Annotated in this window: 27 protein-coding genes and 1 riboswitch; of the genes, 8 read left to right on the top strand and 19 right to left on the bottom strand. The window is 57.2% G+C overall.

Annotation, left to right across the window (positions count from 1 at the left end):
- The first annotated feature begins 32 nt into the window (after nt 1–32).
- Nucleotides 33–1,196 (top strand): alpha-hydroxy acid oxidase, encoded by a 1,164-nt coding sequence (locus B30_RS10675; RefSeq protein ID WP_009572078.1) that lies wholly within the window; start codon nt 33–35, stop codon nt 1,194–1,196.
- A 6-nt stretch (nt 1,197–1,202) separates the two neighbouring features.
- On the opposite strand, the gene B30_RS10670 is transcribed toward B30_RS10675, so the two are convergent.
- On the bottom strand, nt 1,203–2,360 hold the full coding sequence (locus B30_RS10670; RefSeq protein WP_009572076.1) for an MFS transporter: 1,158 nt from the start codon (nt 2,358–2,360) through the stop codon (nt 1,203–1,205).
- A gap of 223 nt (nt 2,361–2,583) precedes the next feature.
- Here B30_RS10670 and B30_RS10665 point away from each other — a divergent pair, with 223 nt between their 5' ends.
- From B30_RS10665 to B30_RS10650, 4 genes are all read left to right on the top strand, one after another.
- Complete coding sequence (locus tag B30_RS10665; RefSeq protein WP_009572075.1) at nt 2,584–3,204, top strand: 50S ribosomal protein L25/general stress protein Ctc; 621 nt, start codon at nt 2,584–2,586, stop codon at nt 3,202–3,204.
- A 125-nt stretch (nt 3,205–3,329) separates the two neighbouring features.
- Nucleotides 3,330–4,064 (top strand): glycerophosphodiester phosphodiesterase, encoded by a 735-nt coding sequence (locus B30_RS21390; RefSeq protein WP_051130614.1) that lies wholly within the window; start codon nt 3,330–3,332, stop codon nt 4,062–4,064.
- Nucleotides 4,065–4,094: 30 nt separating this feature from the next.
- Nucleotides 4,095–4,781, top strand: a complete 687-nt coding sequence (pth, locus tag B30_RS10655; RefSeq protein WP_009572073.1) for an aminoacyl-tRNA hydrolase — start codon at nt 4,095–4,097, stop codon at nt 4,779–4,781.
- A 58-nt stretch (nt 4,782–4,839) separates the two neighbouring features.
- A complete protein-coding gene (locus tag B30_RS10650; RefSeq protein ID WP_009572072.1) occupies nt 4,840–5,220 on the top strand; it encodes a DUF2237 family protein in 381 nt (126 codons plus the stop codon).
- Here B30_RS10650 and B30_RS10645 read toward each other — a convergent pair.
- From B30_RS10645 to rpsA, 8 genes are all read right to left on the bottom strand, one after another.
- Nucleotides 5,217–5,711 (bottom strand): helix-turn-helix transcriptional regulator, encoded by a 495-nt coding sequence (locus B30_RS10645; protein ID WP_232616918.1) that lies wholly within the window; start codon nt 5,709–5,711, stop codon nt 5,217–5,219. The two genes, B30_RS10650 and B30_RS10645, sit on opposite strands and share 4 nt — an antisense overlap.
- Nucleotides 5,712–5,776: 65 nt before the next feature.
- Nucleotides 5,777–6,265, bottom strand: coding sequence for a PepSY domain-containing protein (locus tag B30_RS21385; protein WP_009572070.1), 489 nt, complete (start codon nt 6,263–6,265; stop codon nt 5,777–5,779).
- Between the two features lie 107 nt (nt 6,266–6,372).
- Complete coding sequence (locus tag B30_RS10630) at nt 6,373–6,855, bottom strand: hypothetical protein (RefSeq protein WP_009572069.1); 483 nt, start codon at nt 6,853–6,855, stop codon at nt 6,373–6,375.
- A 217-nt stretch (nt 6,856–7,072) separates the two neighbouring features.
- Entirely contained in the window at nt 7,073–8,323 is a 1,251-nt protein-coding gene (trpB, locus tag B30_RS10625; RefSeq protein ID WP_009572068.1) for a tryptophan synthase subunit beta, read from the bottom strand.
- A 99-nt stretch (nt 8,324–8,422) separates the two neighbouring features.
- Nucleotides 8,423–9,064 (bottom strand): phosphoribosylanthranilate isomerase, encoded by a 642-nt coding sequence (locus B30_RS10620; protein ID WP_009572067.1) that lies wholly within the window; start codon nt 9,062–9,064, stop codon nt 8,423–8,425.
- Between the two features lie 18 nt (nt 9,065–9,082).
- Complete coding sequence (locus B30_RS10615) at nt 9,083–9,430, bottom strand: lipopolysaccharide assembly protein LapA domain-containing protein (RefSeq protein ID WP_009572066.1); 348 nt, start codon at nt 9,428–9,430, stop codon at nt 9,083–9,085.
- Nucleotides 9,431–9,457: 27 nt separating this feature from the next.
- A complete protein-coding gene (gene ihfB / locus B30_RS10610; protein ID WP_009572065.1) occupies nt 9,458–9,739 on the bottom strand; it encodes an integration host factor subunit beta in 282 nt (93 codons plus the stop codon).
- 432 nt (nt 9,740–10,171) lie between these two features.
- Nucleotides 10,172–11,851 (bottom strand): 30S ribosomal protein S1, encoded by a 1,680-nt coding sequence (rpsA, locus tag B30_RS10605; protein ID WP_009572064.1) that lies wholly within the window; start codon nt 11,849–11,851, stop codon nt 10,172–10,174.
- Nucleotides 11,852–12,487: 636 nt separating this feature from the next.
- Between rpsA and B30_RS21380 the strand changes: the two genes are divergently transcribed.
- The 3 genes from B30_RS21380 (at nt 12,488) to B30_RS10590 (ending at nt 14,679) form a co-directional block, all read left to right on the top strand.
- Nucleotides 12,488–13,423: a Hint domain-containing protein gene (locus tag B30_RS21380; RefSeq protein ID WP_198430602.1), complete on the top strand. Its 936-nt coding sequence runs from the start codon at nt 12,488–12,490 to the stop codon at nt 13,421–13,423.
- Nucleotides 13,424–13,715: 292 nt separating this feature from the next.
- Nucleotides 13,716–14,021 carry a hypothetical protein gene (locus B30_RS10595; RefSeq protein ID WP_009572062.1) on the top strand — a complete coding sequence of 102 codons (306 nt, stop codon included), beginning with the start codon at nt 13,716–13,718 and terminating at the stop codon, nt 14,019–14,021.
- Between the two features lie 37 nt (nt 14,022–14,058).
- Nucleotides 14,059–14,679 carry a hypothetical protein gene (locus B30_RS10590; RefSeq protein WP_040402261.1) on the top strand — a complete coding sequence of 207 codons (621 nt, stop codon included), beginning with the start codon at nt 14,059–14,061 and terminating at the stop codon, nt 14,677–14,679.
- A gap of 76 nt (nt 14,680–14,755) precedes the next feature.
- On the opposite strand, the gene B30_RS10585 is transcribed toward B30_RS10590, so the two are convergent.
- The 10 genes from B30_RS10585 to B30_RS10540 form a co-directional block, all read right to left on the bottom strand.
- Nucleotides 14,756–15,388, bottom strand: a complete 633-nt coding sequence (locus B30_RS10585) for an NAD(P)H-dependent oxidoreductase (RefSeq protein WP_009572060.1) — start codon at nt 15,386–15,388, stop codon at nt 14,756–14,758.
- A 220-nt stretch (nt 15,389–15,608) separates the two neighbouring features.
- On the bottom strand, nt 15,609–16,220 hold the full coding sequence (locus B30_RS10580) for a (d)CMP kinase (RefSeq protein WP_009572059.1): 612 nt from the start codon (nt 16,218–16,220) through the stop codon (nt 15,609–15,611).
- 59 nt (nt 16,221–16,279) lie between these two features.
- Complete coding sequence (aroA, locus tag B30_RS10575) at nt 16,280–17,629, bottom strand: 3-phosphoshikimate 1-carboxyvinyltransferase (protein WP_009572058.1); 1,350 nt, start codon at nt 17,627–17,629, stop codon at nt 16,280–16,282.
- A 122-nt stretch (nt 17,630–17,751) separates the two neighbouring features.
- The gene (trmB, locus tag B30_RS10570) at nt 17,752–18,489 is read right to left on the bottom strand and encodes a tRNA (guanine(46)-N(7))-methyltransferase TrmB (RefSeq protein WP_051130620.1); all 738 of its coding nucleotides are present in this window, start codon (nt 18,487–18,489) and stop codon (nt 17,752–17,754) included.
- 132 nt (nt 18,490–18,621) lie between these two features.
- Entirely contained in the window at nt 18,622–19,086 is a 465-nt protein-coding gene (gene queF, locus B30_RS10565) for a preQ(1) synthase (RefSeq protein WP_009572056.1), read from the bottom strand.
- Nucleotides 19,087–19,157: 71 nt separating this feature from the next.
- Nucleotides 19,158–20,339 (bottom strand): methionine adenosyltransferase, encoded by a 1,182-nt coding sequence (gene metK, locus B30_RS10560; RefSeq protein WP_009572055.1) that lies wholly within the window; start codon nt 20,337–20,339, stop codon nt 19,158–19,160.
- Between the two features lie 8 nt (nt 20,340–20,347).
- Nucleotides 20,348–20,398, bottom strand: a riboswitch (SAM-SAH riboswitch).
- Nucleotides 20,399–20,434: 36 nt separating this feature from the next.
- The gene (lnt, locus tag B30_RS10555; protein WP_009572054.1) at nt 20,435–21,958 is read right to left on the bottom strand and encodes an apolipoprotein N-acyltransferase; all 1,524 of its coding nucleotides are present in this window, start codon (nt 21,956–21,958) and stop codon (nt 20,435–20,437) included.
- Between the two features lie 3 nt (nt 21,959–21,961).
- Entirely contained in the window at nt 21,962–22,891 is a 930-nt protein-coding gene (locus B30_RS10550) for a transporter associated domain-containing protein (RefSeq protein ID WP_040402258.1), read from the bottom strand.
- A 54-nt stretch (nt 22,892–22,945) separates the two neighbouring features.
- On the bottom strand, nt 22,946–23,437 hold the full coding sequence (gene ybeY, locus B30_RS10545) for an rRNA maturation RNase YbeY (protein ID WP_009572052.1): 492 nt from the start codon (nt 23,435–23,437) through the stop codon (nt 22,946–22,948).
- A gap of 34 nt (nt 23,438–23,471) precedes the next feature.
- Nucleotides 23,472–24,482, bottom strand: a complete 1,011-nt coding sequence (locus B30_RS10540) for a PhoH family protein (protein ID WP_009572051.1) — start codon at nt 24,480–24,482, stop codon at nt 23,472–23,474.
- Between the last annotated feature and the right edge of the window lie 70 nt (nt 24,483–24,552).

The following is a 24,552-nucleotide window of genomic DNA, read 5'->3' as shown; positions in this document are numbered from 1 at the left end:
TAGAAAACCAATTCCACCATCTAGGATCAGCAATGCCCGTCATTACCAATGTTTATGATCTCAAACGGCTGCATAAAATGCGCACGCCAAAGATGTTTTATGACTATTGCGAAAGCGGGTCCTGGACCGAACAGACCTTTCGCGAAAACGTCACCGATTTTGACAAGATCCGCCTGCGCCAACGCATCGCTGTGGACATGACGGGCCGCTCGACCGCCTCTAAAATGATTGGGCAAGATGTGGCCATGCCCGTGGCCCTTGCCCCTGTGGGGCTGACCGGGATGCAACGCGCCGATGGCGAGATCAAAGCGGCGAAGGCGGCGGCGAAATTTGGCGTGCCTTTCACCCTGTCGACCATGTCGATCTGTTCCATCGAAGACGTCGCCGAACACACGGACAAACCCTTTTGGTTTCAGGTTTACACCCTCAAAGACGACGATTTCATGCGTCGCCTGATTGCCCGTGCCACAGATGCCAAATGTTCCGCTCTGGTGATCACCGTCGATTTGCAAATCATGGGCCAGCGCCACAAAGACCTGAAAAACGGTCTCTCCGCCCCGCCCAAGCTCACACCGAAATCCATCGCCAATATGATGACCAAGGCGCAATGGGGCCTTGAAATGCTCGGCACCAAACGACGCTTTTTTGGCAACATTGTCGGCCATGCCAAGGGCGTCACCAACCCATCTTCTCTGAGCGCATGGACCGCAGAAGCCTTTGATCAGTCGCTTGACTGGAACCGGATCGCCGAACTGCGCCGGATGTGGGACGGTCCCGTCATCCTCAAAGGCATTTTGGACGCGGAAGATGCCAAACAGGCGGCCAATATCGGCGCGGACGCCATTGTGGTCTCCAACCACGGCGGACGCCAACTTGATGGCGCGCTGTCTTCCATTCGGATGCTGCCCGAAATCATGGACGCGGTCGGCGACAAGATCGAAGTGCACCTCGACAGTGGCATTCGCTCGGGGCAAGACGTGCTCAAAGCCTTGGCTCTGGGGGCAAAAGGCACCTATATTGGCCGCGCTTTTGTCCATGGGCTTGGTGCCATGGGCGAGGCAGGCGTGACCAAGGCGCTTGAAGTGATCCAAAAGGAAATGGACACCACCATGGCGCTCTGTGGCCGCAGAACCGTGGATCAGGTCGACCGGGATATGGTTTTGGTGCCCGAAGATTTCGCCGGTCGCTGGGCGTAACCCCAGTCAGTTCCGCGCACGGGTCAATGAAAGCACCGCAGGGATGATCACAGAAAGCATCCCTGCGACGCATAAAAACGCCACGCGCAAGCCAAAATGATCAGACACGAAACCGATGGTTGAGGGTCCGACAAAAAAACCGACAAAGCCCAACATCCACGCGCGGGAAATGGCGAGACTGCGATGGCGACGCGACACGCGTTTGCCCAAAAGAGAGGTCGCGGTTGGCACGATCACCGCCATGCCGATTGCGGTGACGGCGATCCCAAACAGCGCGATCGGTTGGGTTTGGGCCTGAGACAGGATCAGCGCCCCGATCACGCCCAAAACGCCTGACCACAGCACCACACGTGCCTCGCCGAGCCGCTGTGTGCCCAAATGCCCCAAAAGACGAAACGTGGCCATGGTAAAGCCAAGGGTGGAGGGGCCGAAACCGCCCTGCCCTGCCGCGCTACCAAGCTCGCGCTCAAGAAACAGCGCCGACCAGGATTCGATGGCGTTTTCGCCCACAAAGGACACAAACAACATCAAAGCGACCAACAGGATCGGACGCCATGGCAAACCGGGCGTCTCAAGCGTGGTCGCTTCGTCCGTGTCCGGGACCTCCGGATCGCGCGCTTCAAATGTGAGAAGACCCAACACCAAGACGACCCCACCCATGAGAGGCAAGACCTGCGCGATGCTCCAGCCGGACTGTCGCAACGTCGCCACAAACAGCGCTGCCGTACCGAAACACAGGGAAAACATCGCGTGATTGAGGTTCATGAGGTGCAGGCCATGGCGCTCTTCAAGTTGCGAAATCCGCAGGTTGGCGTTGATGTCGAGGCTGGCCACGGCCATGCCAAGCGCAACCATCACGGGGAAAAGCAGGGCGGTTGATGCGGCAAAAATCGGCAATTGCAGCACCATCATCGACAGACCTGCCAAAAGGGGCAAGACAAAGCGCCCAAGGGTCTCAGAGAGTTTGGGGGCAATATACATGGCCACCATCCCCCCAGCCGCAGACCCCAAAAGGGCTGCGCCAAAGGCAGCATCACTGGCTTGTGCCTGAATTTTAATGACAGGGACCATCGCGGCGAACGTGCCCCAGACCACGCCGACGGCGCCCAGCGCCAAAATAGGACCGCGCGAAACCGTAAGCGCGCGTAAAAAGGTCTTTGCCATATCAGGCTCCAAAGCTGTACTGAATCGGATTGGATGCGCTTTATTCAAAGCGCTTTGGATAAGGTATATCGCAAGCAGCCCGGGCCACAAGTCGCATTTGCACCCTCGCGTGCCGGGGCAAGCAAGATGGGGCTTTCAATTTGGGAGAATCTCGCCTATACGCGCGACTTCATGCGGGACTACAGCCTTGGAGGAGTCCCGCCCTAACATTTGGAGACTTAAAATGGCTGGTGAGATTCCTGATCTTATTGCCACGGTACGCGCGGGGACAGGCAAGGGCGCCGCTCGCCAAGCTCGTCGTGACGGGTTCGTACCGGGTATCGTTTACGGTGACGACAAAGAACCGATGCCGATCAACCTTCCGTTCAACGTGCTGTTGAAACGCCTGAAAGCGGGCCGTTTCTTGTCCACGCTGTTCAACCTCAAAGTTGAAGGCCAGGACGACGTGCGCGTGATCTGCCGTGGCGTTCAGCGCGACGTGGTGAAAGACCTTCCGACTCACGTCGATTTCATGCGCCTGCACCGCAACTCCCGCATCAACCTGTTCATTCCGGTTGAAATCGTCGGCGAGGAAGTGTCCCCGGGCATCAAAAAAGGTGGTGTTGTCACCCATGTGCGCACCGAGGTTGAACTGATCGTGACTGCGGCGGATATCCCCGATCACATCACGCTCGACATCTCGAAAGGCACCATCGGCGATGTGTACCACATTTCCGACATCGAACTCCCCAAAGGCACCAAAGCCGTGATCGACCGCGATTTCGTCATCGCAAACATCACCGCACCGGCTGGCCTTGGCAGCTCGGATGATGAAGAAACCGAAGAGGCCGCTGCAGAGGAATAATCCTCAGCCGCCCTGTTCAGGCATGGAAACGCGGGTCCTTTGGGGCTCGCGTTTTTCGTTTTGCCCCCCATTTCCACGCCAAACGTCATGCCCCTGTGATCTCGCCCATTTAGCACGGGCGCATGATGACACAGATTGCCTGCCACCGCGGCGCACGCCTCAGCGCGCCTGAGAACACATTTCCCGCCTTCGAGGCTGCCTTGGCGCAGGGCGGGGATGTTCTTGAATTCGACGTGCGCCAAACCCGTGATGGCGTGCTTTATGTGATGCATGACGAGACCGTGGACCGCACCACCAACGGCACCGGCCCGATCGCCGACATGACATCGAAAGAGGTCGATGCCCTGGATGCGGGCGCTTGGTTCGATGCTCGATTTGCGACAACGCCCGTTCCCCGTCTCGATGCGTTTTTGGACGCCTTCAAATCCCGCGCAGCCTTCTACATCGAAGTCAAATGGGCCGATTGCGACGCCATCGCCCAAATCATCCATCGCCTCGACATCGCCGCACAGTGTTACACCTGCTCCTTTTCGGAACAGATGCACCTCGACATGCTGCGCGCGGCCCCCGATGTCGCCCAGATGGTGCATTGGCGGCGCGCAACGCCTGAGACGCTGATCGACAAATTTGACGCCACCATCGTCGAATTCTATGCCTGCGATGACGCCAAGAATGATTTCACCCTTGAAAACGTCCGGGCGGCACAGGCGGCAGGGTTGGCCACGCAGGTCTATTCCGACGCAGTCTCGCCCGCGCTTTTTGCCCAGATCCGGGATTGGGGCGTTGGGTGCCTCAACACCGATCACGTCTCGGCCTTTCATGCCTTTCGCACCTCTCAGGACTCGCCAAAAGCGCCATGACACGCTAGGTCTTCGCCAAAGGAGACTGTCATGCGTTTGTTTGTCGGCCTCGGAAATCCGGGCACGAAATATGCGGGAAACCGCCACAATATCGGCTTTATGGTTGTGGACCGGGTCCAGGAAGATCACGGGTTTGCGCCGTGGCGGTCCAAATTTCAGGGTCAGGTGTCTGAGGGCAAACTTGGGTCCGAAAAGGTGATCCTGATCAAGCCCGAAACCTTTATGAATCTCTCCGGCCAATCGGTGGGCGAGGCGATGCGGTTTTACAAACTCACCCCGGCCGACGTGGTGGTGTTTCATGACGAGTTGGACCTCGCGCCCGGCAAGGTTCGGGTCAAAACCGGCGGTGGCCATGCCGGGCACAACGGGTTGCGCTCTATTCATCAACATATCGGGGCGGACTATGACCGGGTGCGTTTGGGCATTGGCCATCCGGGCCACAAGGACCGCGTTGCCCCCTATGTCTTGTCGGATTTTGCCAAAGCTGATCAGGACTGGCTCGACGATGTGATCCGGGGCTGTTCCGATGGAGCGGCCTCTCTGGCGGCTGGTGATACTGCAAAGTTTTCCAATGCCGTCGCCTTGCGCACAAGCCCGCCCCGGCCCTCGACCGGGACCAAAGCCCGCGCTCCCAAAACCGATGCGCCTGCCCCAAAATCAAACGCGCCTGAGGCACCAAAATCGCCCTTCGACACGCTGCGCGACAAATTCCGCTGATCCTCTCCCCTTGACCACGGTGCCATACCCTCTACCTTGACCCGAAAGGAGATGCGCGATGGTCACCCCCTCCCCTTCGATCAATGTTCTGGGCGGCGCTTTGGCGCCCTGCTCCACCGATCCGATGACGGGCTATTTTCGCGATGGCGCCTGCAACACTTGCGCTGAAGATACCGGCTCGCACACCGTCTGCGCGGTGATGACCGGGGAATTCCTCGCCTATTCCAAATATGTCGGAAATGATCTGTCGACACCGCGACCGGAGTTTGGCTTTGTCGGCCTCAAACCGGGGGATGCATGGTGCCTCTGTGCCGCACGTTTTTTTCAGGCCCATGATGAAGGCTGTGCGCCCAAAGTCTCTTTGGCCTCGACCCATGTCCGCGCGCTTGAGATTGTGCCTCTTGAGGTGCTCAAAGCCCACGCCATTGAGACGCTCTAGGCGGCTTCATCGTCGCGCAATGTCTCGACCGTGACGCCATCCATCAGATCATCGATGAACAAGCTCAGCAGTTGCGCAGCACCACTTACGCCCGCTTTGCGGTAGACTGCGCCCATCTGTGCCTTGACCGTGCCTTCCGATGTGGCACGCACTGCCGCGATATCAGAAATGGACAGGCCCTTGATCAAAAACAACGCCACATCGCGTTCGGCGGGCGTCAGCGACCAGATCGCAAACCGTTCCTCCAACACATCAACAAAGGCCGATGAGGCGCGGCGCAATTTATCCTCGGCCCTTTGCCGGTGACGCAACGAGCGATTCAGAGCAATGCCCCCCAGCCCAAGGCCAAGGAGCAGCCCAACAGCGGCCAAAATTTCAATAAGCTCACGGGTTTGCCATGCGATCGGGCTGGCACGAAGGCCGATCACAGATCCAAGAATGTCCGACACAAAGAAAAACGCGCAGATGGCCTGCACGATGAAAATGGTCAAAATTATGTAGCGTTCTTGCAAACGCGTCCCTCCCCTTGCCGCATAAATGGCTGTGCGGCCCCTGCTCAGTCCTCGCTGTCGTCGTCAGACTCGTCGTCGTCTCCACCATCATCCTCTTTGTCGCTCTCGTCGCGACTATCCTCGCGGTCTTCGCGGTCTGAGGAGCTTTTGTCGTCGTCCTGATCGTCGCTGTCCTGATCGTCGTCGTCCTCGGCCTCATTGCCCTCATCAGGCGATGTATCGTCCTCCCGCCCGTCACCGGCATCACGCGACCCGGAACTGTCAACAATCCGCGGGGCTTTGTTCCCCACCTCATCCTGCCAGAAATCACGCAAAATTTCGCCAGTGACCGGATTGAGAATGATCTCACGCCTTTGCCCGTTGCCCGTCGCGACAAAGCGCGTCCGCCCCAATAGGGTGCGACCGACTGTGATTTTTTTGAACCCCTGCTGACGCAATTGCGCGAGGATCATATCTTCGGCTGGCTGCGCCAATGCGGCCCCGCCCATGGTGAGCGCCGCAGACAACCCTATGAAAAAGCGTCTTCGATTCATCGTCTATCCTCACCTTGAAAACGTCTCCCGCGCGGTTTCGCGGGGGACGTCATTTTTATCATCTGGCGCGGGGATGCGCCATGCGACAGGCAGATTGTCTGCGCGGCTTAGCGATCATCCCCTTCGTCATCATCGCTGTCATCGCCACCATCATCGTCACTGTCGTTATCGCTGTCATCGTCGTCACTGTCACTGTCGTCACTGTCACTGTCGTCACTGTCATCATTGTCATGAGAGCTGCCACGATCATCATCGCTGTCATCATCGGCCTCATCACGATCATGATCTTCGTCAGCGTAAGTATCGCCGTTATGCTGCTCAATGTCATCAAGCTCATCAGCCAAATCATTGTCAGAAAGCCGCTCGGTCTCACGTTTGCGGATTTGGTTGGTGGCATTGTCAAATGTCACTTCGATCTTTTCACCATCCACAAGCACTTCCACTTTGGTGGTGTTGGCACGGCGTTTGATTTCGATTTTTTGCGCGCCGGGGAACATATCGACGATTTCTTCGGTGGTCATCTCGGCAAATGCCGTGATGGGTACGCCTGCAGCGAGAAAGGCGATGGAGGTCAAAAGTACTTTATGCATGGTCGTTCCTTTCGGAGGAATCAGGTTTCAATGAACGGGGTACGAGAGCACCCCGGAACGACTGCACTCTCACCGACAAACCTTACCGAGTTCTACCAACCACGGGCCTAAACCCGGCCCCATAAACCCCCGCCCCACGACCCTAAACCTGAGTTTAGGGCATGAAAAAGGGCCGCTCCCATTGGAACGGCCCTCATAGCGCATTGATCTCTTTATATTATTTAAGATCGCGACCTTCAGAGCCTGCGATATTCACGCCCAGGTGGCGCGCCACAGTAAAGATGTCTTTGTCGCCGCGCCCACACATATTCATCACGATGATATGGTCTTTGGGCAGGGTCGGAGCCAATTTCATCACATGCGCCAGCGCATGCGACGGCTCAAGCGCCGGGATGATCCCTTCGGTGCGGCAGGAAAACTGAAACGCTTCCAAAGCCTCTGTGTCGGTGATCGAGACATATTTGGCGCGGCCGATGTCATTGAGCCAGGCGTGCTCTGGCCCGATGCCCGGATAGTCCAAACCGGCAGAAATCGAGAAGCCTTCGAGAATCTGCCCATCGTCGTCCTGCAACAAATAGGTGCGGTTGCCATGCAACACGCCCGGACGCCCGCCCGTCAGCGAGGCGCAATGTTCCATCTTCTCGTTCACGCCTTTGCCACCCGCTTCGACGCCAATGATATTGACGCTCTCGTCATCGAGGAACGGGAAAAACAGCCCCATCGCGTTGGAGCCGCCGCCAATCGCCGCGATCACCGTATCGGGCAAACGGCCTTCGCCCTCTTGCTCGGGCAACTGCCACCGGACCTCTTTGCCGATGATGGATTGGAAATCACGCACCATCGCCGGGTACGGGTGCGGCCCCGCCACCGTGCCGATGCAATAAAACGTGTCGCGCACATTGGTCACCCAATCGCGCAGCGCATCGTTCATCGCATCTTTCAACGTGCCGCGACCGGATTTCACCGGCACCACTTCAGCGCCCAAAAGCTGCATCCGAAACACGTTCGGCATCTGCCGTTCGACATCATGCGCCCCCATATAGACCACGCATTTCAGACCGAATTTGGCACAGACCGTCGCCGTGGCAACCCCGTGTTGGCCCGCGCCAGTTTCGGCGATGATCCGGGTTTTGCCCATGCGCCGTGCCAAAATGATCTGGCCCAGCACGTTGTTGATCTTATGTGCACCAGTGTGGTTGAGCTCGTCACGCTTGAGATAAATCTTCGCGCCGCCCAACTCTTCGGTCATTTTTTGCGCGTAGTAAAGCGGGCTCGGGCGACCGACATAGTGTTTCCACAGATCTTCCATTTCGGCCCAAAATTCGGGATCGACCTTGGCTTTCTCATATTCCTCTTCGAGTGAGAGGATCAGCGGCATCAGTGTCTCAGACACGAACCGCCCGCCGTAATTGCCAAAGCGGCCCTTTTCGTCAGGGCCATTCATGAAGCTGTTGAAAAGATCGTTCATCGCGATGCTCCTTTGCGGATCCACATGGATGTAGCTCACAGGCGCGGGCCGGTAAAGCGCGCCCGTCTTCATTGCAGGGAAAATACTCGAAAAAGCCGGTCAGGCGTCCCGAATGGCGGCCATAAAGGCACGGATTTTGGCGGGATCCTTCACCCCCGGTGCGCTTTCAACACCGGACGAGAGATCAACCTGTTTCGCGCCGGTCGTTTGGATCGCAGAAACCACATTCTCCGCCGTCAGGCCACCGGCCAACATCCATGGCGCATTCCAGGCACGTTTGGAAATCAACCGCCAATCAAAGGAAAGACCATTTCCGCCGGGAATAACCGCACCTTTCGGGGCTTTGGTGTCGACCAAAATCTGATCCGCTACCATGCCATAGGCATCCAAGGCGGCCAAATCTTCAGGTCCAGAAACCCCCACAGCCTTCATCACCGGCAAGCCATAGCGCGCACGGATGTCCGACACCCGCTCAAGGCTTTCCGTGCCGTGAAGTTGCAGCATATCGAGCGGCACCTGATCGGTGATCCGGTCCAGTTCCGCATCGGTGGCATTCACCACCAAAGCGACCTTGGCCACGCCCATAGGCACCTCAACCGCCAGCGCGCGCGCTTTGGGGATATCGACATAGCGGGGGGATTTCGGAAAAAACACAAAGCCCAAGTATTGCGCCCCGGCCTCAACAGCCACGTCGACCGTCTCGGGCGTGCTCAGCCCGCAAATTTTGACGCGTGTGTCCATGGACCTGTTCTAGTGCAATCAGTTTTCCAAAAGTGCCAGGACTTCGTCGCCCTCACTCTTGGCTTTGGCTGTTTTCAGCTTGTCGACTTCACGCGCCAGTTTTTCTTTTTCGCGCTTGTGGCCCGAAGCCGCGGAGCGGTGTTTATACTCGCGCATATATTCCCAGACAAACCCGATCAAAAGCCCGGCCACGATCGCGCCAAAGATCACCACAAACATCGGCAAGCTCAAGGTCAGGGACAGGCCTGTGAGGCTGGCCAGATCTGCGGGCAAAAGGTGGAGCACAACGACATCGCGGTTGGCCAAGGCCACAGTCACCAGCACAACGGCAAGCGCCGCGAGAAACGCGTAACGGATGTAGCGCATCAGCGCCCCCTTCCTCTATGTCAAAACTCACTCGCCGTTTAGACGATCGCGCAACAGCTTACCAGTTTTGAAAAACGGCACATGCTTTTCATCAACCGGAACGCTTTCGCCAGTGCGCGGATTGCGCCCCAGTCTTGCATCCCGCTTCTTGACGGAAAAGGCGCCAAATCCGCGCAGCTCGACTCTGTCGCCACGCGCCATCGCTTCGATGATCTCTTCAAAAATCGTGTTCACGATCCGCTCAACGTCGCGTTGATAAAGATGCGGATTCTCATCAGCGATCTTCTGGATCAGTTCAGACCGGATCATGAAGTCCCCCCTTGGTTTGGGCACGTTTCTTTCAAGCGTGACGCCTTTCGTCTGAGATATAGGATCATGCGAAGCGCTGACAACAAACATTGTCATACGGCATTGCACCAAAGCCCAGTTTTCGATTTTTGGCGGAACGCTTTGACGTTCTCATTTGTCCAACGACTATAGGATGGGATCGTTTTGCGGGGAATAGGCTCCGAGACACGGAATGAATTTTTTTACCCCTAATGTGCTGAGATTTAGCCCAAAAATTCGAAAATCTCAGAATTTTTCCCGCCGGGGGCACATCCGGAGGAACGCTGCGCCGCGGCGTGGCCAAGGCGATTCGGGAGAGCTGCCGCAGGGGAAGGCGCCCATCGCGCTCATGCAAAAAGGCCCCGCGATAAAGCAGGGCCTTTTCAAAGTCTTGGTCGCACTTAAGCGATGTGATTATTCGTCGCCGGACTTCAGAGCCGCGCCGAGGATATCGCCCAAGGACGCGCCAGAAGCGGAGGAGCCATATTGTTCGACGGCTTCTTTTTCTTCGGCGATTTCGCGTGCTTTGATCGACAGACCCAAACGACGGGTTTTCTGATCAACGTTGGTCACGCGCACATCGAGGTGATCCCCGATCTGGAAGCGCTCAGGACGCTGATCGGCACGATCACGGGAGAGGTCGGAGCGGCGGATGAAGGATTTCGCGCCTTCATATTCCACTTCGATTCCGCCTTCTTCGATCGCGGTCACAGTCACGGTGATGATCGAGCCGCGTTTCACGCCCTCAACCGCACCGGAGAAGCTGTCGTCGAGACCTTTGATGGAGAGAGAGATACGCTCTTTCTCAACATCGACCTCGGTGACAACGGCTTTGACCATGTCGTTCTTGTGGTAGTTCTGGATGGCGTCTTCGCCACGCTCGTCCCACGAGAGATCGGACAGGTGAACCATGCCGTCGATGTCGCCCGGCAGACCCACGAACAGACCGAATTCGGTGATGTTCTTGACTTCGCCTTCGACAACGGTGCCTTCCGGGTGGGTCTCAGCAAAGAGTTCCCACGGGTTGCGCATGGTTTGTTTGAGACCGAGGGACACGCGACGTTTCGCGGTGTCGATTTCGAGAACCATGACTTCCACTTCTTGGCTTGTGGACACGATTTTGCCCGGATGGACGTTTTTCTTGGTCCAGGACATTTCGGAGACGTGAACAAGGCCTTCGACGCCCGGCTCAAGTTCCACAAATGCGCCGTAATCGGTGATGTTGGTCACGCGGCCCATGTGAACGGTTTCGAGCGCGTATTTGGTCTCAACAGCATCCCACGGATCGTCCTGCAGCTGTTTCATGCCGAGGGAGATACGGTGGGTTTCTTTGTTGATCTTGATCACCTGAACCTTGATCGTTTCGCCAATGGCGAGGATCTCGGACGGGTGGTTCACGCGACGCCATGCCATGTCGGTGACGTGCAACAGGCCGTCAACGCCGCCGAGGTCCACAAACGCACCGTATTCGGTGATGTTTTTGACCACGCCGTCAACTTCCTGACCTTCGGTCAGACCGCCAATGACTTCTGCGCGCTGTTCTGCACGGGATTCTTCAAGGATCGCACGACGCGACACAACGATGTTGCCACGACGACGGTCCATTTTGAGAACCTGGAACGGCTGCTTGAGACCCATGAGCGGGCCAGCGTCGCGCACGGGGCGCACGTCAACCTGGCTGCCCGGAAGGAACGCAACAGCGCCGCCGAGGTCGACCGTGAAGCCGCCTTTGACGCGACCAAAGATAACGCCATCGACGCGCTCTTCGGATGCATAGGCTTTTTCCAAACGATCCCAGGCTTCTTCGCGGCGGGCTTTGTCACGCGAAATGACAGCTTCGCCACGGGCGTTCTCGACACGGTCGAGGAACACTTCGACCTCGTCACCAACGGCAACGGAGGGAGCTTCACCAGGATTTGCGAATTCTTTAAGATCGATGCGGCCTTCCATTTTGTAGCCGACGTCGATGATGGCTTGGCCTGCTTCAATCGCAAGAACCTTGCCGCGGACAACCGAGCCTTCTGCCGGGGTGTCAATTTCGAAGCTTTCATTCAAGAGGGCTTCGAAGTCCTCCATAGATACGTTCTGAGCCATGTGGTCTCAATTTCCTTTTCAAACGTTTATACGGGCCATGCGGTTGTCTCCGCCGGTCTTCAATTACGATTTGCCTGCTCATTCTTCGAACACGAAACCATCAGGGTGAGTATCGCCCCAACCCCGATTCATTGGCTTTGTGCTACCTGATTGCCTCGTTAGCAGTCGCGCATATAGGAGAGTTTCTCCGGTTTTGCAAGAAATGATGCCCCGCCATGCGATCTACAGCCTGATGGCACATCCAATCCTCGTGACCCCCGTGCTGAGAATCAATGCCAGATAGACGCTCAGATACACACATTGGGGATTCACCGTGCGGGTTCACTTCGCCCAAAATGACTATAATAATGCTGAAAATTTATCTCAAAAACAACAAATTGCTTAGATTTACGGCCAATCAACAGTTGCGCGCCATAATTTCCAATATGGAAACAACCCAGAGAATACAATTTAACCAATTGTTTTATAATACAATTTAACAATAATCACATTCGAATCCAGAATCCGGCGCTCAAATGCATTTGACTCGCCCAATACGTGTAGTCACAGTGATTGTATTCAGAATGAATTTACCATGGAGCACCCATGCCCAGTTCTACGATTGACGCAGTCGCATATAACGGCTCCCTCCTCTCCTTGGATTTGCTCTCGGGATCGCAAACGCTCGTGCTTTCTAGTTTTGGCGGCACCTCTACAGGAACCTTCACAAACGACGACGCGACCTTCGATTCCAATGATGATGGCGTGGCCACGTTCAACGGTGAGACCGTGACATATATCGGGTCTGGGACAGCCACCCCAGGCGTTGAAGTGCTGGGCGTGGTCATCCCGCTTGGTACATCCGTGGACGTCGTCGTTTTTGAAGCTGGCGGCCAAATCTATTTCAGCTACCCGGACGGCCCCCCCAACCTGCTTTCTGCTGTGGCAGTCGTCATTGACCTTTCCCCTGCGCCATACTCGGACTTCACCCCGGTATGTTTTGGCGCTGGCACGCTTATTCTCACCCCCAGTGGAGAGCGTGCCGTGGAGACCCTTCAACCCGGTGATTTCGTACTTGATATTGATGGGTCTCCACAAGAAATCAAATGGATCGGTAAAAAAACGATCCCCCTGCGTGAGATCACCTGCCATGAAACGCGCAAGCGTCTGGCTCCGATCTGCATCCACGCAAATGCGTTTGGACCGGGCCGCCCCCATACGGACCTCTACGTCTCGCCACAACACCGTGTCCTCATCGAGGGTCACGCGGTCGAATTGCTTCTCGGGATGGAGGAAACCCTGTGCCCGGCAAAATCCTTCATCGGGCATCAGGCATCCCAACATCTCGACGCAAATGAAGTGACGTATTACCACATCCTCTGCGACGCCCACTGCGTGATCCACTCAAATGGCCTCGCGACCGAGACCCTTCTCTTGGGTCAAGTTGGCCTTCGTAGCCTCACTTCCGAAGACATTGCAGAAATCATTGCCATTTTCCCGGACATCAGAGGCCTTGATGCCAAATATGTGCTCCCAGCCTACGCTCTCGCAACGAATCGCGAGGCCCGTTTGCTCAGCTGTACAGTCATTTAGAAATAGGCGGCATCTCGCCCACACTCGCAAGATGCCGCCGACACGTCGCCACCCTATAGCCAATTTCAAGCTTTACTCTACCCAATCGAGTAAAAAACAACTATAGGTTTATTAGCTGTAGAATATTATAGTGCAGCTATATCAAATACGCACAGAGAGATCTGCCCAGCTAGGAAAAGTGATCAAATGTGTTTTGATCCAAATCAAAGTCGTGATACGCATCTTGACTATATTTTTATAGGTCTAAATTCGAGGCCAGTACATGTCAGATGGTTACTAAGGCTTGATGGGAATGGATCAGACTATTTTTGCACAGATCGCACAATTGCGAATTTTACTGCACAATATGGAAACGGATTTGGGTCTCAGCACCCTGTCACGGAACGAAAAAGATATTTTTCTTGCGTTCTGTGCCGCATCAAATGCCGGAACATGTACAACCGAACGCGTGCGAGCTCAACCCACCGTGCGGGATGTATCTCAGCCGACGTTTCACCGCGCTCTCAAACGGCTGATCGAAAAAGGATTCATCGAAAAGTCCGACGATCTCCCGCACGGAGCTTACCGGATCAAAGGTCAAAACGTACAAAACACATAACGGCCTTTGTAAAAAATCCAATTGTCAGGGGATGCGCATGTTGAGTTCGACCCGCGTCACCTACTTTGCCATTCTGTCCGTATTGCGCCCGGTCGCGGTTCATAGCGGAGCGTTGTTTTTGGCCATGGCGATCACCTGGCTTGTGATCTCGCCACTCCAAAAACTGATCCTGCCTCAAACAAAGGTGCAAAACATCAGCGCCACCTTGATCTACCTCCCCTTCGGGATCAAAATCATCTCGGCCTTTTTCGAGGGGTGGCGTTCGGTTTTATACTTGCTCCCCGGAGCCGTTCTCTCATCGGTCTTGTTCATGGATTTATCGTGGGCTACAAGCTACGCCTATATTTCATTGTGCATCAGCTATGGAACCGCCCCCCTCATCTTTTCAGCCGTAAACTGGGCATCACACTGCGTGCATCATCCAGCCCCACGCCCGGAACTGAGCTGGCGCAAACTGATCGCTGTGGGGTTTTTGTCCTCCGTCATGATCAGCCTCCTCATCCATATTTTCTACATCTATCCCAACACGCAGTCAGTCGACATTCGGATCAATGCCATCAAGTTCGCGCTGGGTGACATGCTTGGACTTATTACCGTTTTGTTGCTTCTGCCACCTGTCTTGAATTTCGTGCTGCTTCATCGCATAAAATCAAGATAACCCCTCTTAATCAGAGGGCCCCGCACAAAAAGGCCGGGACTGATACCATCAGTCCCGGCCTTGTCGCATCTTGGATTCAATTGATCTCGGTGATCAAATCTTCCGCCAGTTTGCGTACTTTTTTCATCGGAGCCAACCAGTCGCCCTCCTCAGCACGGGTGCCCAGCGGCAGGATCACAACGGTTTTCAGACCCTTGTCTTTCAGCCCGAGAATCTCATCGAATTGCGCCGGGTCAAAGCCTTCCATCGGCGTGCTATCGACGCCCAGTTCGGCGGCAGCGGCCAAGGCAAAGCCCAATGCGATATAGGTCTGACGCGCGGCATGTTCGAAGTTCACATGATCTTCACGCGGCAAATACATGGATTTGAGGTTGTTGTAATAGCCTTCCAACATCTCGCGGGTGCCGGGACGCTCATCCGCATGTTGGTCCACAATGGCGTCGATGCGTGCATCGTTATAGCCATCAAAAGCTGCAAAAACCAAAAGATGCGAGCCATCGGTCAGTTGTTCTTGACCATAGGCCGCGGCTTTGAGTTTTGCACGCAGCTCCGGATTGCGGATCACAAAGAGGTGGAACGGCTGAAGCCCGGAAGAGGTCGGCGCTTTACGGATCGCTTCGACGATCTGGGCAACCTTGTCTTCGGAGACGGGTTTGGACGGGTCCATTTTTTTGGTGGCGTAGCGCCAGTCGAGCTTATCAAGAAACATCAATTCAGTCCTTTGGTGGGTGGAAATGGCACGCGTGCTCTGCATGTCTTACGCTCAAATATGGGCCAAATACCCCATCATACAAGCGCACATCCCTCACAGAGTATCATGTCCAGGAACCCACTAACAAATTGATAGAAAAAGAAAAAACTGACAATGGTGCAAGCGCGCTCAGTCGCTGCGCGCCAATGCGCAGGCCGCAAACACCCCTCCCCCCATCTTATCCCCTACGGCGGGCCTCAATCAGCGCCACGACCTGTGCCACCGCCTCGTCAATGCTCATCTCGGAGGTGTCTATCAGCACCGCATCTTTGGCCGCCGCCAATGGGGCGGTGGCCCGCGCGCTGTCACGCGCATCCCGTTCGCGCAGGTCCTCAAGCACCTGTTCCAGAGTGACCCTTTCACCCTTCCCCCGCAATTCCGCATGGCGTCTTTGCGCACGCACCTCATCGGTGGCCGTGACGAAAAGTTTCACTTCCGCGTCCGGGCAAATCACCGTGCCAATGTCGCGCCCGTCCAAAACCGCCCCCCCTTCACGCCGCGCAAACGCCTGTTGAAAATCAACCAATGCCGCGCGCACCTCGGGTTCCGCCGCCACGCGGCTTGCCGCCTGTCCCGCGTCGCCTGTGCGCAAATCATTGCGTTTGAGATCCTCGGCGCGCAGGTTTTGCGCCGCCTCAAGCGGTGAGAGGCCCTGAAAGGTCTTCACCCCTGTCGCGCGATAGAGCAAGCCGGTGTCCATATGAGCGAAGCCAAAATGATCTGCGACCGCCCTGGCGATCGTGCCTTTTCCAGCGGCGGCAGGTCCATCAATTGCGACGCAAAAACTCATGGCGTTTTCCTTCTAAGGGAGGTTCACGCTGCCCGCTCACGCGCGCAAGGTCAAGGGCCTCAGTTGTTCCGCGTGATCGCAGCACCTAGGCCCGCCATCAATTTCTCAAACACCGGGAAAGAGGTGGCAATCGGACTGCCGTCATCCACGGTGACAGCCTGCTCAGAGGCCAGCCCCATGACCAAAAACGACATCGCGATCCGGTGATCGATATGGGTGGCACAGGTCGCGCCACCTTTGACGCCCTTGGCGCCACGCCCATGCACGATCAGCGTGTCGTGATCCTCTTCGATCTCCACACCGCAGGCCTCAAGTCCGCGCGCCATGGCATCAATCCGGTCGCTTTCCTTCACCCGCAATTCCTTGACGCCGCGCATCACCGTCGTGCCTTCGGCAAAGGCCGCGACGACGGAAAGGACCGGGAATTCGTCGATCATCGAGGCGGCGCGGTCGGGCGGGACCTCGATGCCTTTGAGTTTGGAATATTTCACCCGCAGATCGGCAACGGGTTCGCCGCCCTCGGTCCGTGGGTTTTCAAAGCTGATATTCGCGCCCATTTCAACCAATGTGGTGTAAAGCCCGTTGCGGGTCGTGTTCTGGCTGACCCCCGGCACAAACACTTCGGACCCCTCGACGATCAGCGCCGCGCAGACCGGGAAGGCGGCGGAACTTGGATCACGCGGCACCGCGACCTCTTGCGGGGTCAATTCCGGCCGACCCGTCAGAGTGATCTTGTGATAACCCTCCGGTGTGGTCTCGGTGCTAAGTTCTGCGCCAAATCCCACCAACATCCGTTCGGTGTGATCGCGGGTCATTTCCTTTTCGATCACCACGGTCTGCCCCGGCGCGTTCAACCCGGCCAGCAACACCGCCGATTTCACCTGTGCGCTTGGCACCGGCGTTTCATATTCGACCGGCACAGGCTCCGCCGCACCGATCAGCGTCAGCGGCAGCCGCCCCTGCGAACGGCCAACGGAGCGCGCGCCAAACAGCGCCAAAGGATCGGTCACCCGCCCCATCGGACGCTTGCGCAACGATCCATCTCCGGTGAACGTGGTGCAAAAATCATGGGTCGCGACCGCCCCCATGATCAGGCGCACGCCAGTGCCGGAATTGCCGCAATCAATCACATCGGCTGGCTCGGTAAAGCCGCCAACGCCGACCCCATGCACGGTCCATTCACCTGCACCTTCGCGGACCACATCCGCACCCAGCGCCTGCATCGCTTTGGCGGTGTCCAACACATCCTCACCCTCCAAAAGCCCGGTGATCTTGGTCTCGCCCACGGCCATCGCGCCAAAAATCAGCGCCCGGTGGGAAATGGATTTATCCCCCGGCACCGCCGCCGTGCCCTTGAGGGGGCCGGATTTGCGCGCGGTCATCGGGATCGGGGTGCCATGGCTCGACATGTGTCTCTCCTCACATTCTTCGCAGACCTGATAGCGCAACCCTGCGGCCCGGTCTACCGCGTCTTCGTCAGGGCAGGCCGCTTGCGCACACCCAAGCGAAACCGGCGCGAAATGACTGCGCCTCAGACCTTGCGAAATGTCATGTAATGTGGCGTGCGACCTTCGCGAATGGCCTTTTGTTCATAGCGCGTTGAGGGCCAATCAGCCCATGGTTTACGCCACTCCTCCGGGCCCTCGGCCAGCCATTCAAACCCGGCTTGCGGCACCTCTTCCATGGTTTGACGCACATAGTCCGGGATGTCGGTCGCGACCCGGAATTCGGCACCGGGTTTGAGAACCCGGTGCAGCGGTTCAAGATGTTCGGCGGTGACGAAACGGCGACGATGGTGACGCTTTTTCGGCCAGGGATCGGGGTAATTCAGGAACGCTTTTTCAATGCAACCATCAGGCAACACGTCAAACAGATCGCGGACATCGCCCGCATGGATTGAGGCGTTTTTGACCTCAGGCGCGCGCCGCAGCCGTCCCAAAAGCGCCGCCACCCCATTCACATAGGGCTCGCAACCGATAAGTTCGACATCGGGATAGGTCTTGGCCATATGCACCAAATGTTCGCCGCCGCCAAAGCCGATCTCAAGCCAGATCGGTTTGCCGCCATAGCGCGCGGCCAAGTCAAGCGGCGTGCGGTCGGGGTTCTCTTCCCAAGTCACTGGGCCGGGCGACAGGCCGTCTAGGTCCTCGACGAGGTAATCCTTTTGCGCCTGATTGAGCGTCTTGCCATGGATGCGACCATAGAAATTGCGCCACGGCGCGCCAGAGTCATGCGTAGCGGAGGCATGTGGATCATCGGACTGTGCCATCGTCGGATCGTCAGACTGGCCGTCAGATTGGACCCCGGATGTGTGTTTGCTCGTATCAGACATGAAAACCCCGCCTCTTTCAGCCGGGCTTTTGCCAAGTTTTCGCCGCGAGAGCAAGCCGGGACACGGCCGTCACCCGCGTCCGCGATAGGGTGGCACGCCTTGTTCGGGGATCCAAACGTCTTTTGGCTCCGGCCCGGTGGCCCAAAACACATCAATCGGAATGCCGCCACGCGGATACCAATAGGCACCGATGCGCAACCATTCCGGGTCCAGAAGCTCGGCCAGACGTTTGCCGATATAGACCGAACAATCCTCATGAAACGCGCCGTGATTGCGAAATGAGCCGAGGAAAAGTTTCAGCGATTTGCTCTCAACCAACCAATTGCCGGGAATGTAGTCGATCATCAGATGACCGAAATCCGGCTGCCCCGTCATCGGGCAGAGCGAGGTGAATTCCGGCGCGGTGAACCGCACCACGTAGCGCTCACCCGCGTGGGTGTGCGGCACCCGCTCCAACACCGCCTCTTCTGGCGAGGCGGGCAATGCGGTTGCGCCGCCAAGTTGAGTCAAATGCGATGTATCGGTTGTGACCATGAGGTGCCTCCCATCAAAAAGGGGCGAGAAATCCCGCCCCGTTGATTTTATATTTCAAAACGTCCCGGCTCTCAAACAGCGTTTGCCAAAGCCTCTGCCAGATCGGTGCGTTCCCATGAAAACCCGCCATCCGCGTCCGGCGCACGGCCGAAATGGCCATAGGCCGCGGTGCGTTGGTAGATCGGCTTGTTCAGATCGAGATGGGTACGGATGCCGCGCGGAGTGAGGTCCATGACCTTTGGGATCGCCGCTTCGATCTGAGACGGCTCGACCTTCCCCGTGCCATGCAAATCGGCGTAAATCGACAAGGGCGCGGCCACACCGATCGCGTAGGAGAGCTGAATCGTGCATTTGTCGGCAAAGCCTGCGGCCACAACGTTTTTCGCCAAATAGCGCGCGGCATAGGCGGCGGAGCGGTCCACTTTGGTTGGATCTTTGCCCGAAAACGCGCCGCCGCCATGCGGCGCGGCACCGCCATAAGTGTCGACAATGATTTTGCGTCCGGTCAGACCCGCATCGCCATCGGGGCCGCCGATGACGAATTTCCCAGTCGGGTTGACGTGCCAGATCGTGTTGGCGGTGAGCCACCCGTCGGGCAGCACCTCTTCGATATAAGGGGCCACAAGCGCGCGCACATCGTCCGAAGTCATGGTCTCGTCCAAATGCTGGGTCGAGAGCACGAGGGAGGCAATTTCCACTGGGAGACCATCGCGATACCGCACTGAAAGCTGGGCCTTGGCGTCAGGGCCAAGCGCGGGTTCGGTGCCGTTTTTGCGCACTTCGGCCAAACGGCGCAGCATCGCGTGGGAATATTGGATCGGCGCGGGCATAAGCGCCTCTGTTTCATTGGTCGCGAAACCAAACATGATGCCCTGATCGCCCGCGCCCTCATCTTTGTTGCCAGAGGCATTGACGCCCTGCGCGATATGAGCGGATTGTTCGTGGAGGTAGTTTTGCACCTCCAGCGTTTGCCAATGGAATTTATCCTGCTCATAGCCGATGTCGCGCACGCAGTCGCGCACAATGCCATCGACCTTTTCCATATACGCGTGGAGTTTATCCTGATCGGACAGGCCCACTTCGCCGCCGATGATCACACGGTTGGTGGTGGCAAAGGTTTCACAGGCGACCCGCGCTTCGGGTTCCTCGGCGATAAACGCATCTAGCACAGCGTCGGAAATACGGTCACAGACCTTATCAGGGTGACCTTCGGACACAGATTCCGAAGTGAAAACGAAGTCTTTACGGGACATGTGGGTGGTGCTCCATTGGTTCATGTGTCCCGCACGCCAGGAAGCCGTTGTGCGGGTCGATACTTAAAATGCGATATAGTTGCCCTACGCAAGGGTCAATCGGTTTTTCGGGTTCTGCGATCACGTTGTCCCTGTCCTGTGCCCAGTCTTGAGACGCTCAGACCTGATACCATCAAAAGAGTTAACAAACCCAAAAGGGCCGTCTCACCATAGCGCATATAGAGCGTTTTTGGTAAAGCCCCCGGTAGGGTGGAAGTTACCGCCCCCGATGTGCCCAATGGGATCGCAACACGGATGTCGCCATGCGCATCAATCACCGCAGAAATTCCGGTGTTGGCGGCACGGACCATCGGCAGGCCGGTCTCAATCGCGCGAAACCGGGCTTGGGCCAAGGCCTGTTGCGGGCCGGAAAACGTGCCGAACCACGCGTCATTGGTCATTTGCAGTAGCCAGTCCGGGCGCTCATCCGTGCGCAGATCACGCGGAAAAATCGCCTCGTAACAGATCAAAGGCAGCGCCAAACCGGTGCCGCCCGTGTCGATCAGTCGCGGTCCCGGCCCCGCCGAATAACCATAGCCCTCCTGTGCGGTAAAGGCGCGCAGACCGATCCGCTCCAACAGTGCGGGCATCGGCATATATTCCCCGAAGGGCACGAGGTGGTGTTTGTCGTAAATCTCTTGCGGCTGGCCATCATGGCCGACCAGAACGGCGGAATTATAGCCCTGATAGCCCTCGACCCGGTTCAGCCCGACAATGGCGCGTGCGGGAGAAACATTCTGAGCGATTTCAGTAAGATAAGGATCGGCGGCCCAAAGCGGCACAGAAACGGAGGTTTCCGGCCAAATCACCAGATCGGCCCCCTCTGGCGCACTTAATCTCAGGGCGCGTTCATAAAAGGTCCAGACCAGTTCGGGGTCCCATTTCTCCCGTTGTGGCGCATTGGGTTGCACGACGCGGATCGACTGTGGCCGATCCTGTGGCAGCGGCTGTGACAGGCGGGCCCATCCGTATCCATAGGCCAAGATCATCAGGATCAGAGCCGCCCCGCCGGTGAGACCCGAGCGGCGCAGCACCGCACGCGCCACCAGTGCCGCCCAAGCGAAGGTCAATGCAGTCAGAGCATAGGGGCCGATGAGGCTTGCAAGCTGCGCCGGGGCTTGATCAAGCCAGATATAGCCGGGCATTGCCCATGGAAATCCGGTGAACAGATGCCCGCGCGCCAATTCGGCCAGCCCCCAAAATGCCACCAAACCTGGCAAGCCCAGCCTGAGCCTTTTGGCCGCATAAAAAGCCAGCGCCCAAAACAGCGCCAAGCCGCCACACATGAAAAACAGCGCGAAGGGGATCATCCCTGCATGGCGCACGGGATCGACGAGAAAGGGATTCACCAGCCATGTGAGCGACATCAAAAAGGCGCCAAAACCGACCGTCCAGCCGCGCCACGCCGCCTCTCCCGCAGTGAGTGCCTCGGACCACGACAGCACCGCCATGACCAATCCCGTCAGCGCCAATGGCCAGGCGCTTAACGGCGCCTGCCCCAAAGCCACCAAGACCCCCGCCGCCAAGGCAAACAGCCGCGGCGGAGCAAACCCGCGCCGCAGCACAGGGATCACGCGCATGGTTTAAGCCTCTGCTTTCGGTTTGACCGCCGAGGGCAAGCGCACGCGAATGCGTTTGATCCGTCGCGGGTCGGCGTCAATGATTTCAAACTCCGCACCAGAGGGATGCGGGATCACCTCGCCACGCGCCGGTACCCGACCGCAGAGCAAAAAGACCAAACCGCCCAAAGTGTCGATCTCTTCTTCGTCCTCTTCCGTCGTCAGGCGCATGTCAATCGCGGCTTCGAATTCATCCAGCGGCGCTTTGGCTTGGGCGACAAACACCCCCGGCGCGGATTGGGTCCAAAACACATCCTCGTCGATGTCATGTTCGTCCTCAATCTCGCCAATGACCTGTTCGACCAGATCTTCGAGCGTGACCAACCCGTCCACCCCACCATATTCGTCAATCACCAAGGCCATATGCATCCGGTCGCTTTGCATTTTCTGCAACAGCACACCGATCGGCATGGAGGGTGGCGCGTAGAGCAGCGGGCGCAACATCTTTTTGAGGTTGAAACGCTCGCCCTTGCCATTGAAGCCGTGATTGAGGGCAAAATCTTTCAGGTGAACCAAGCCCACCGGCGTGTCCAACGTGCCCTTATAGACCGGCAATCGCGTCATTCCGCTCTCGCGGAACACCTCGACCAGATCGTCCTTTTTGATATCAGATGGCACAGCAACGATTTCGGCCTTTGGAATGGCCACGTCATCGACGCGCATCCGGCGCAGGTTCATCATGCCGGGACGCGGGGTCAGTGCCGTTTGGGGCACAGATTTTGCCCCGGCTGCATCCGTTTGTGTGGCGGGTTTGGAAGAAAACGCCTTTGCCATCCGACCCAGCCATTTTGAGCGTTTGCGCGCCGTGGCTCGGGGTGTGGTCTGCGTTCTACTTATGGGGTCCGTCGGCGCGCTCTGCGCTGCCGTAGAAGACCCAGGCTCGGTGTCGCCCATGCGTCCTTTCCAGAAATCAAATCTATCGGTTTGCGGCCCAAATCGACCGTTCGCCTAATATGGGTCTTTGATACCCATGGTTGCAAGTATCTCGGTCTCAATGCCTTCCATAATCGCGGCATCTTCGTCCGTTATGTGATCATAACCCAACAGATGTAACAGTCCATGAACAAGCAAATGGGTCACATGATCGTTAAATGGCGTGCCGCCCGCCTTGGCCTCAGCGGCGCAGGTCTCATAGGCGATGGCAATATCTCCCAGTTCGATTTCCATGCCCGGCATGTCAGGTTCGGGCATATCGGGACGCGCGCCGGGGGTGGCGCGCTCCTCGGAGGGCCATGACAAAACATTGGTGGGCGTCGGTTTTTCGCGAAATTCGGCGTTCAATTCGGCAATGCGCGCATCATCACAGGCCAAAACCGCAACCTCGCAGAGATCCGGGTCCAACCCGAGAAAAGCCAAGGTCGCATGTTCTGCGGCCTCGGCCAAATCATCCAACCCCGCCTCTTGCCAGCGCGGGTCTTCATATACGACGTCTATGGTCATCTTTTGCGGTCATCTTGCCCAAACGAGGTGCGCGTTACTGCGCTTCATCTGCCTCATAGGCCTCAATGATCGCGGCGACAAGCGGATGTCGCACCACATCCTTGGAGGTGAAATAATTGAACGACACTTTTTGAATGCCCGCCAGCACCCGCTCGGCATCGCGCAGCCCAGATGGCACACCGCGCGGCAGGTCGACTTGCGAGCGGTCGCCGGTGATCACCATACGAGAGCCTTCGCCCAGACGGGTGAGGAACATTTTCATCTGCATCGTTGTGGCGTTTTGCGCCTCATCCAAAACCACAAAGGCGCGGCTCAGTGTGCGCCCACGCATAAACGCCAAAGGCGCAATCTCGATGGTCTTTTCTTCGCGCATCTTCGCCACTTGTTTGGCGGGCATGAAATCGTTGAGCGCATCGAACAGCGGCTGCATATAAGGATCGACTTTTTCGTCCTGTGTGCCCGGCAAAAACCCAAGCCGCTCGCCCGCCTCAACCGCAGGGCGCGACAGGATCATTTTATCGACATGGCCGTTGATCAACATGTTCACGCCGACCGCGACCGCCAAATAGGTTTTGCCCGTGCCCGCAGGCCCGATGCCAAAGGCCAACTCATGGTTGAACAGGTTTTGCACATAGGCTTTCTGACCCGGTGTGCGCGGCTCAACAAGTTTTTTGCGGGTCTTGATCTCAACGTCGCTGCCGCGGAACATCTCAATCTGATCGCCCGGCAAACCCTTTTCGACCTCGGCATTGCCCAAGGTGATCATACCGTCGATGTCCCCCGGCTCCACGTCACGCCCGGCTTCCAATTTGCTATAAAGTTCCTGAAGCACCGCCGCCGCGCGACCGCGCGCAGACCCCGTTCCCATCACCGACAACATGTTGCCGCGTCGCACGATCTGCACTTCCAACTTATGCTCGATCTGAGCGAGATTTCTGTCGAACTCCCCACACAGGTCAATCAACAACCTGTTGTCGTGAAATTCGAGAAGCGTTTCGTGGACTGCGTCCTGCGATTTCGGGGGTGTCAGCGCGCTTAGGCCCAAATAATATCTCCGACTCTAGAGGTCCCTATACCCTCATGGTGCCAAGCGATTGCGGTTCTGGCAAGCGGGG

The sequence above is a fragment of the Celeribacter baekdonensis B30 genome, assembly GCF_000299875.1.
GTDB classification, from domain to species: domain Bacteria; phylum Pseudomonadota; class Alphaproteobacteria; order Rhodobacterales; family Rhodobacteraceae; genus Celeribacter; species Celeribacter baekdonensis_A.
This window is presented reverse-complemented; position numbering and strand designations above follow the sequence as displayed.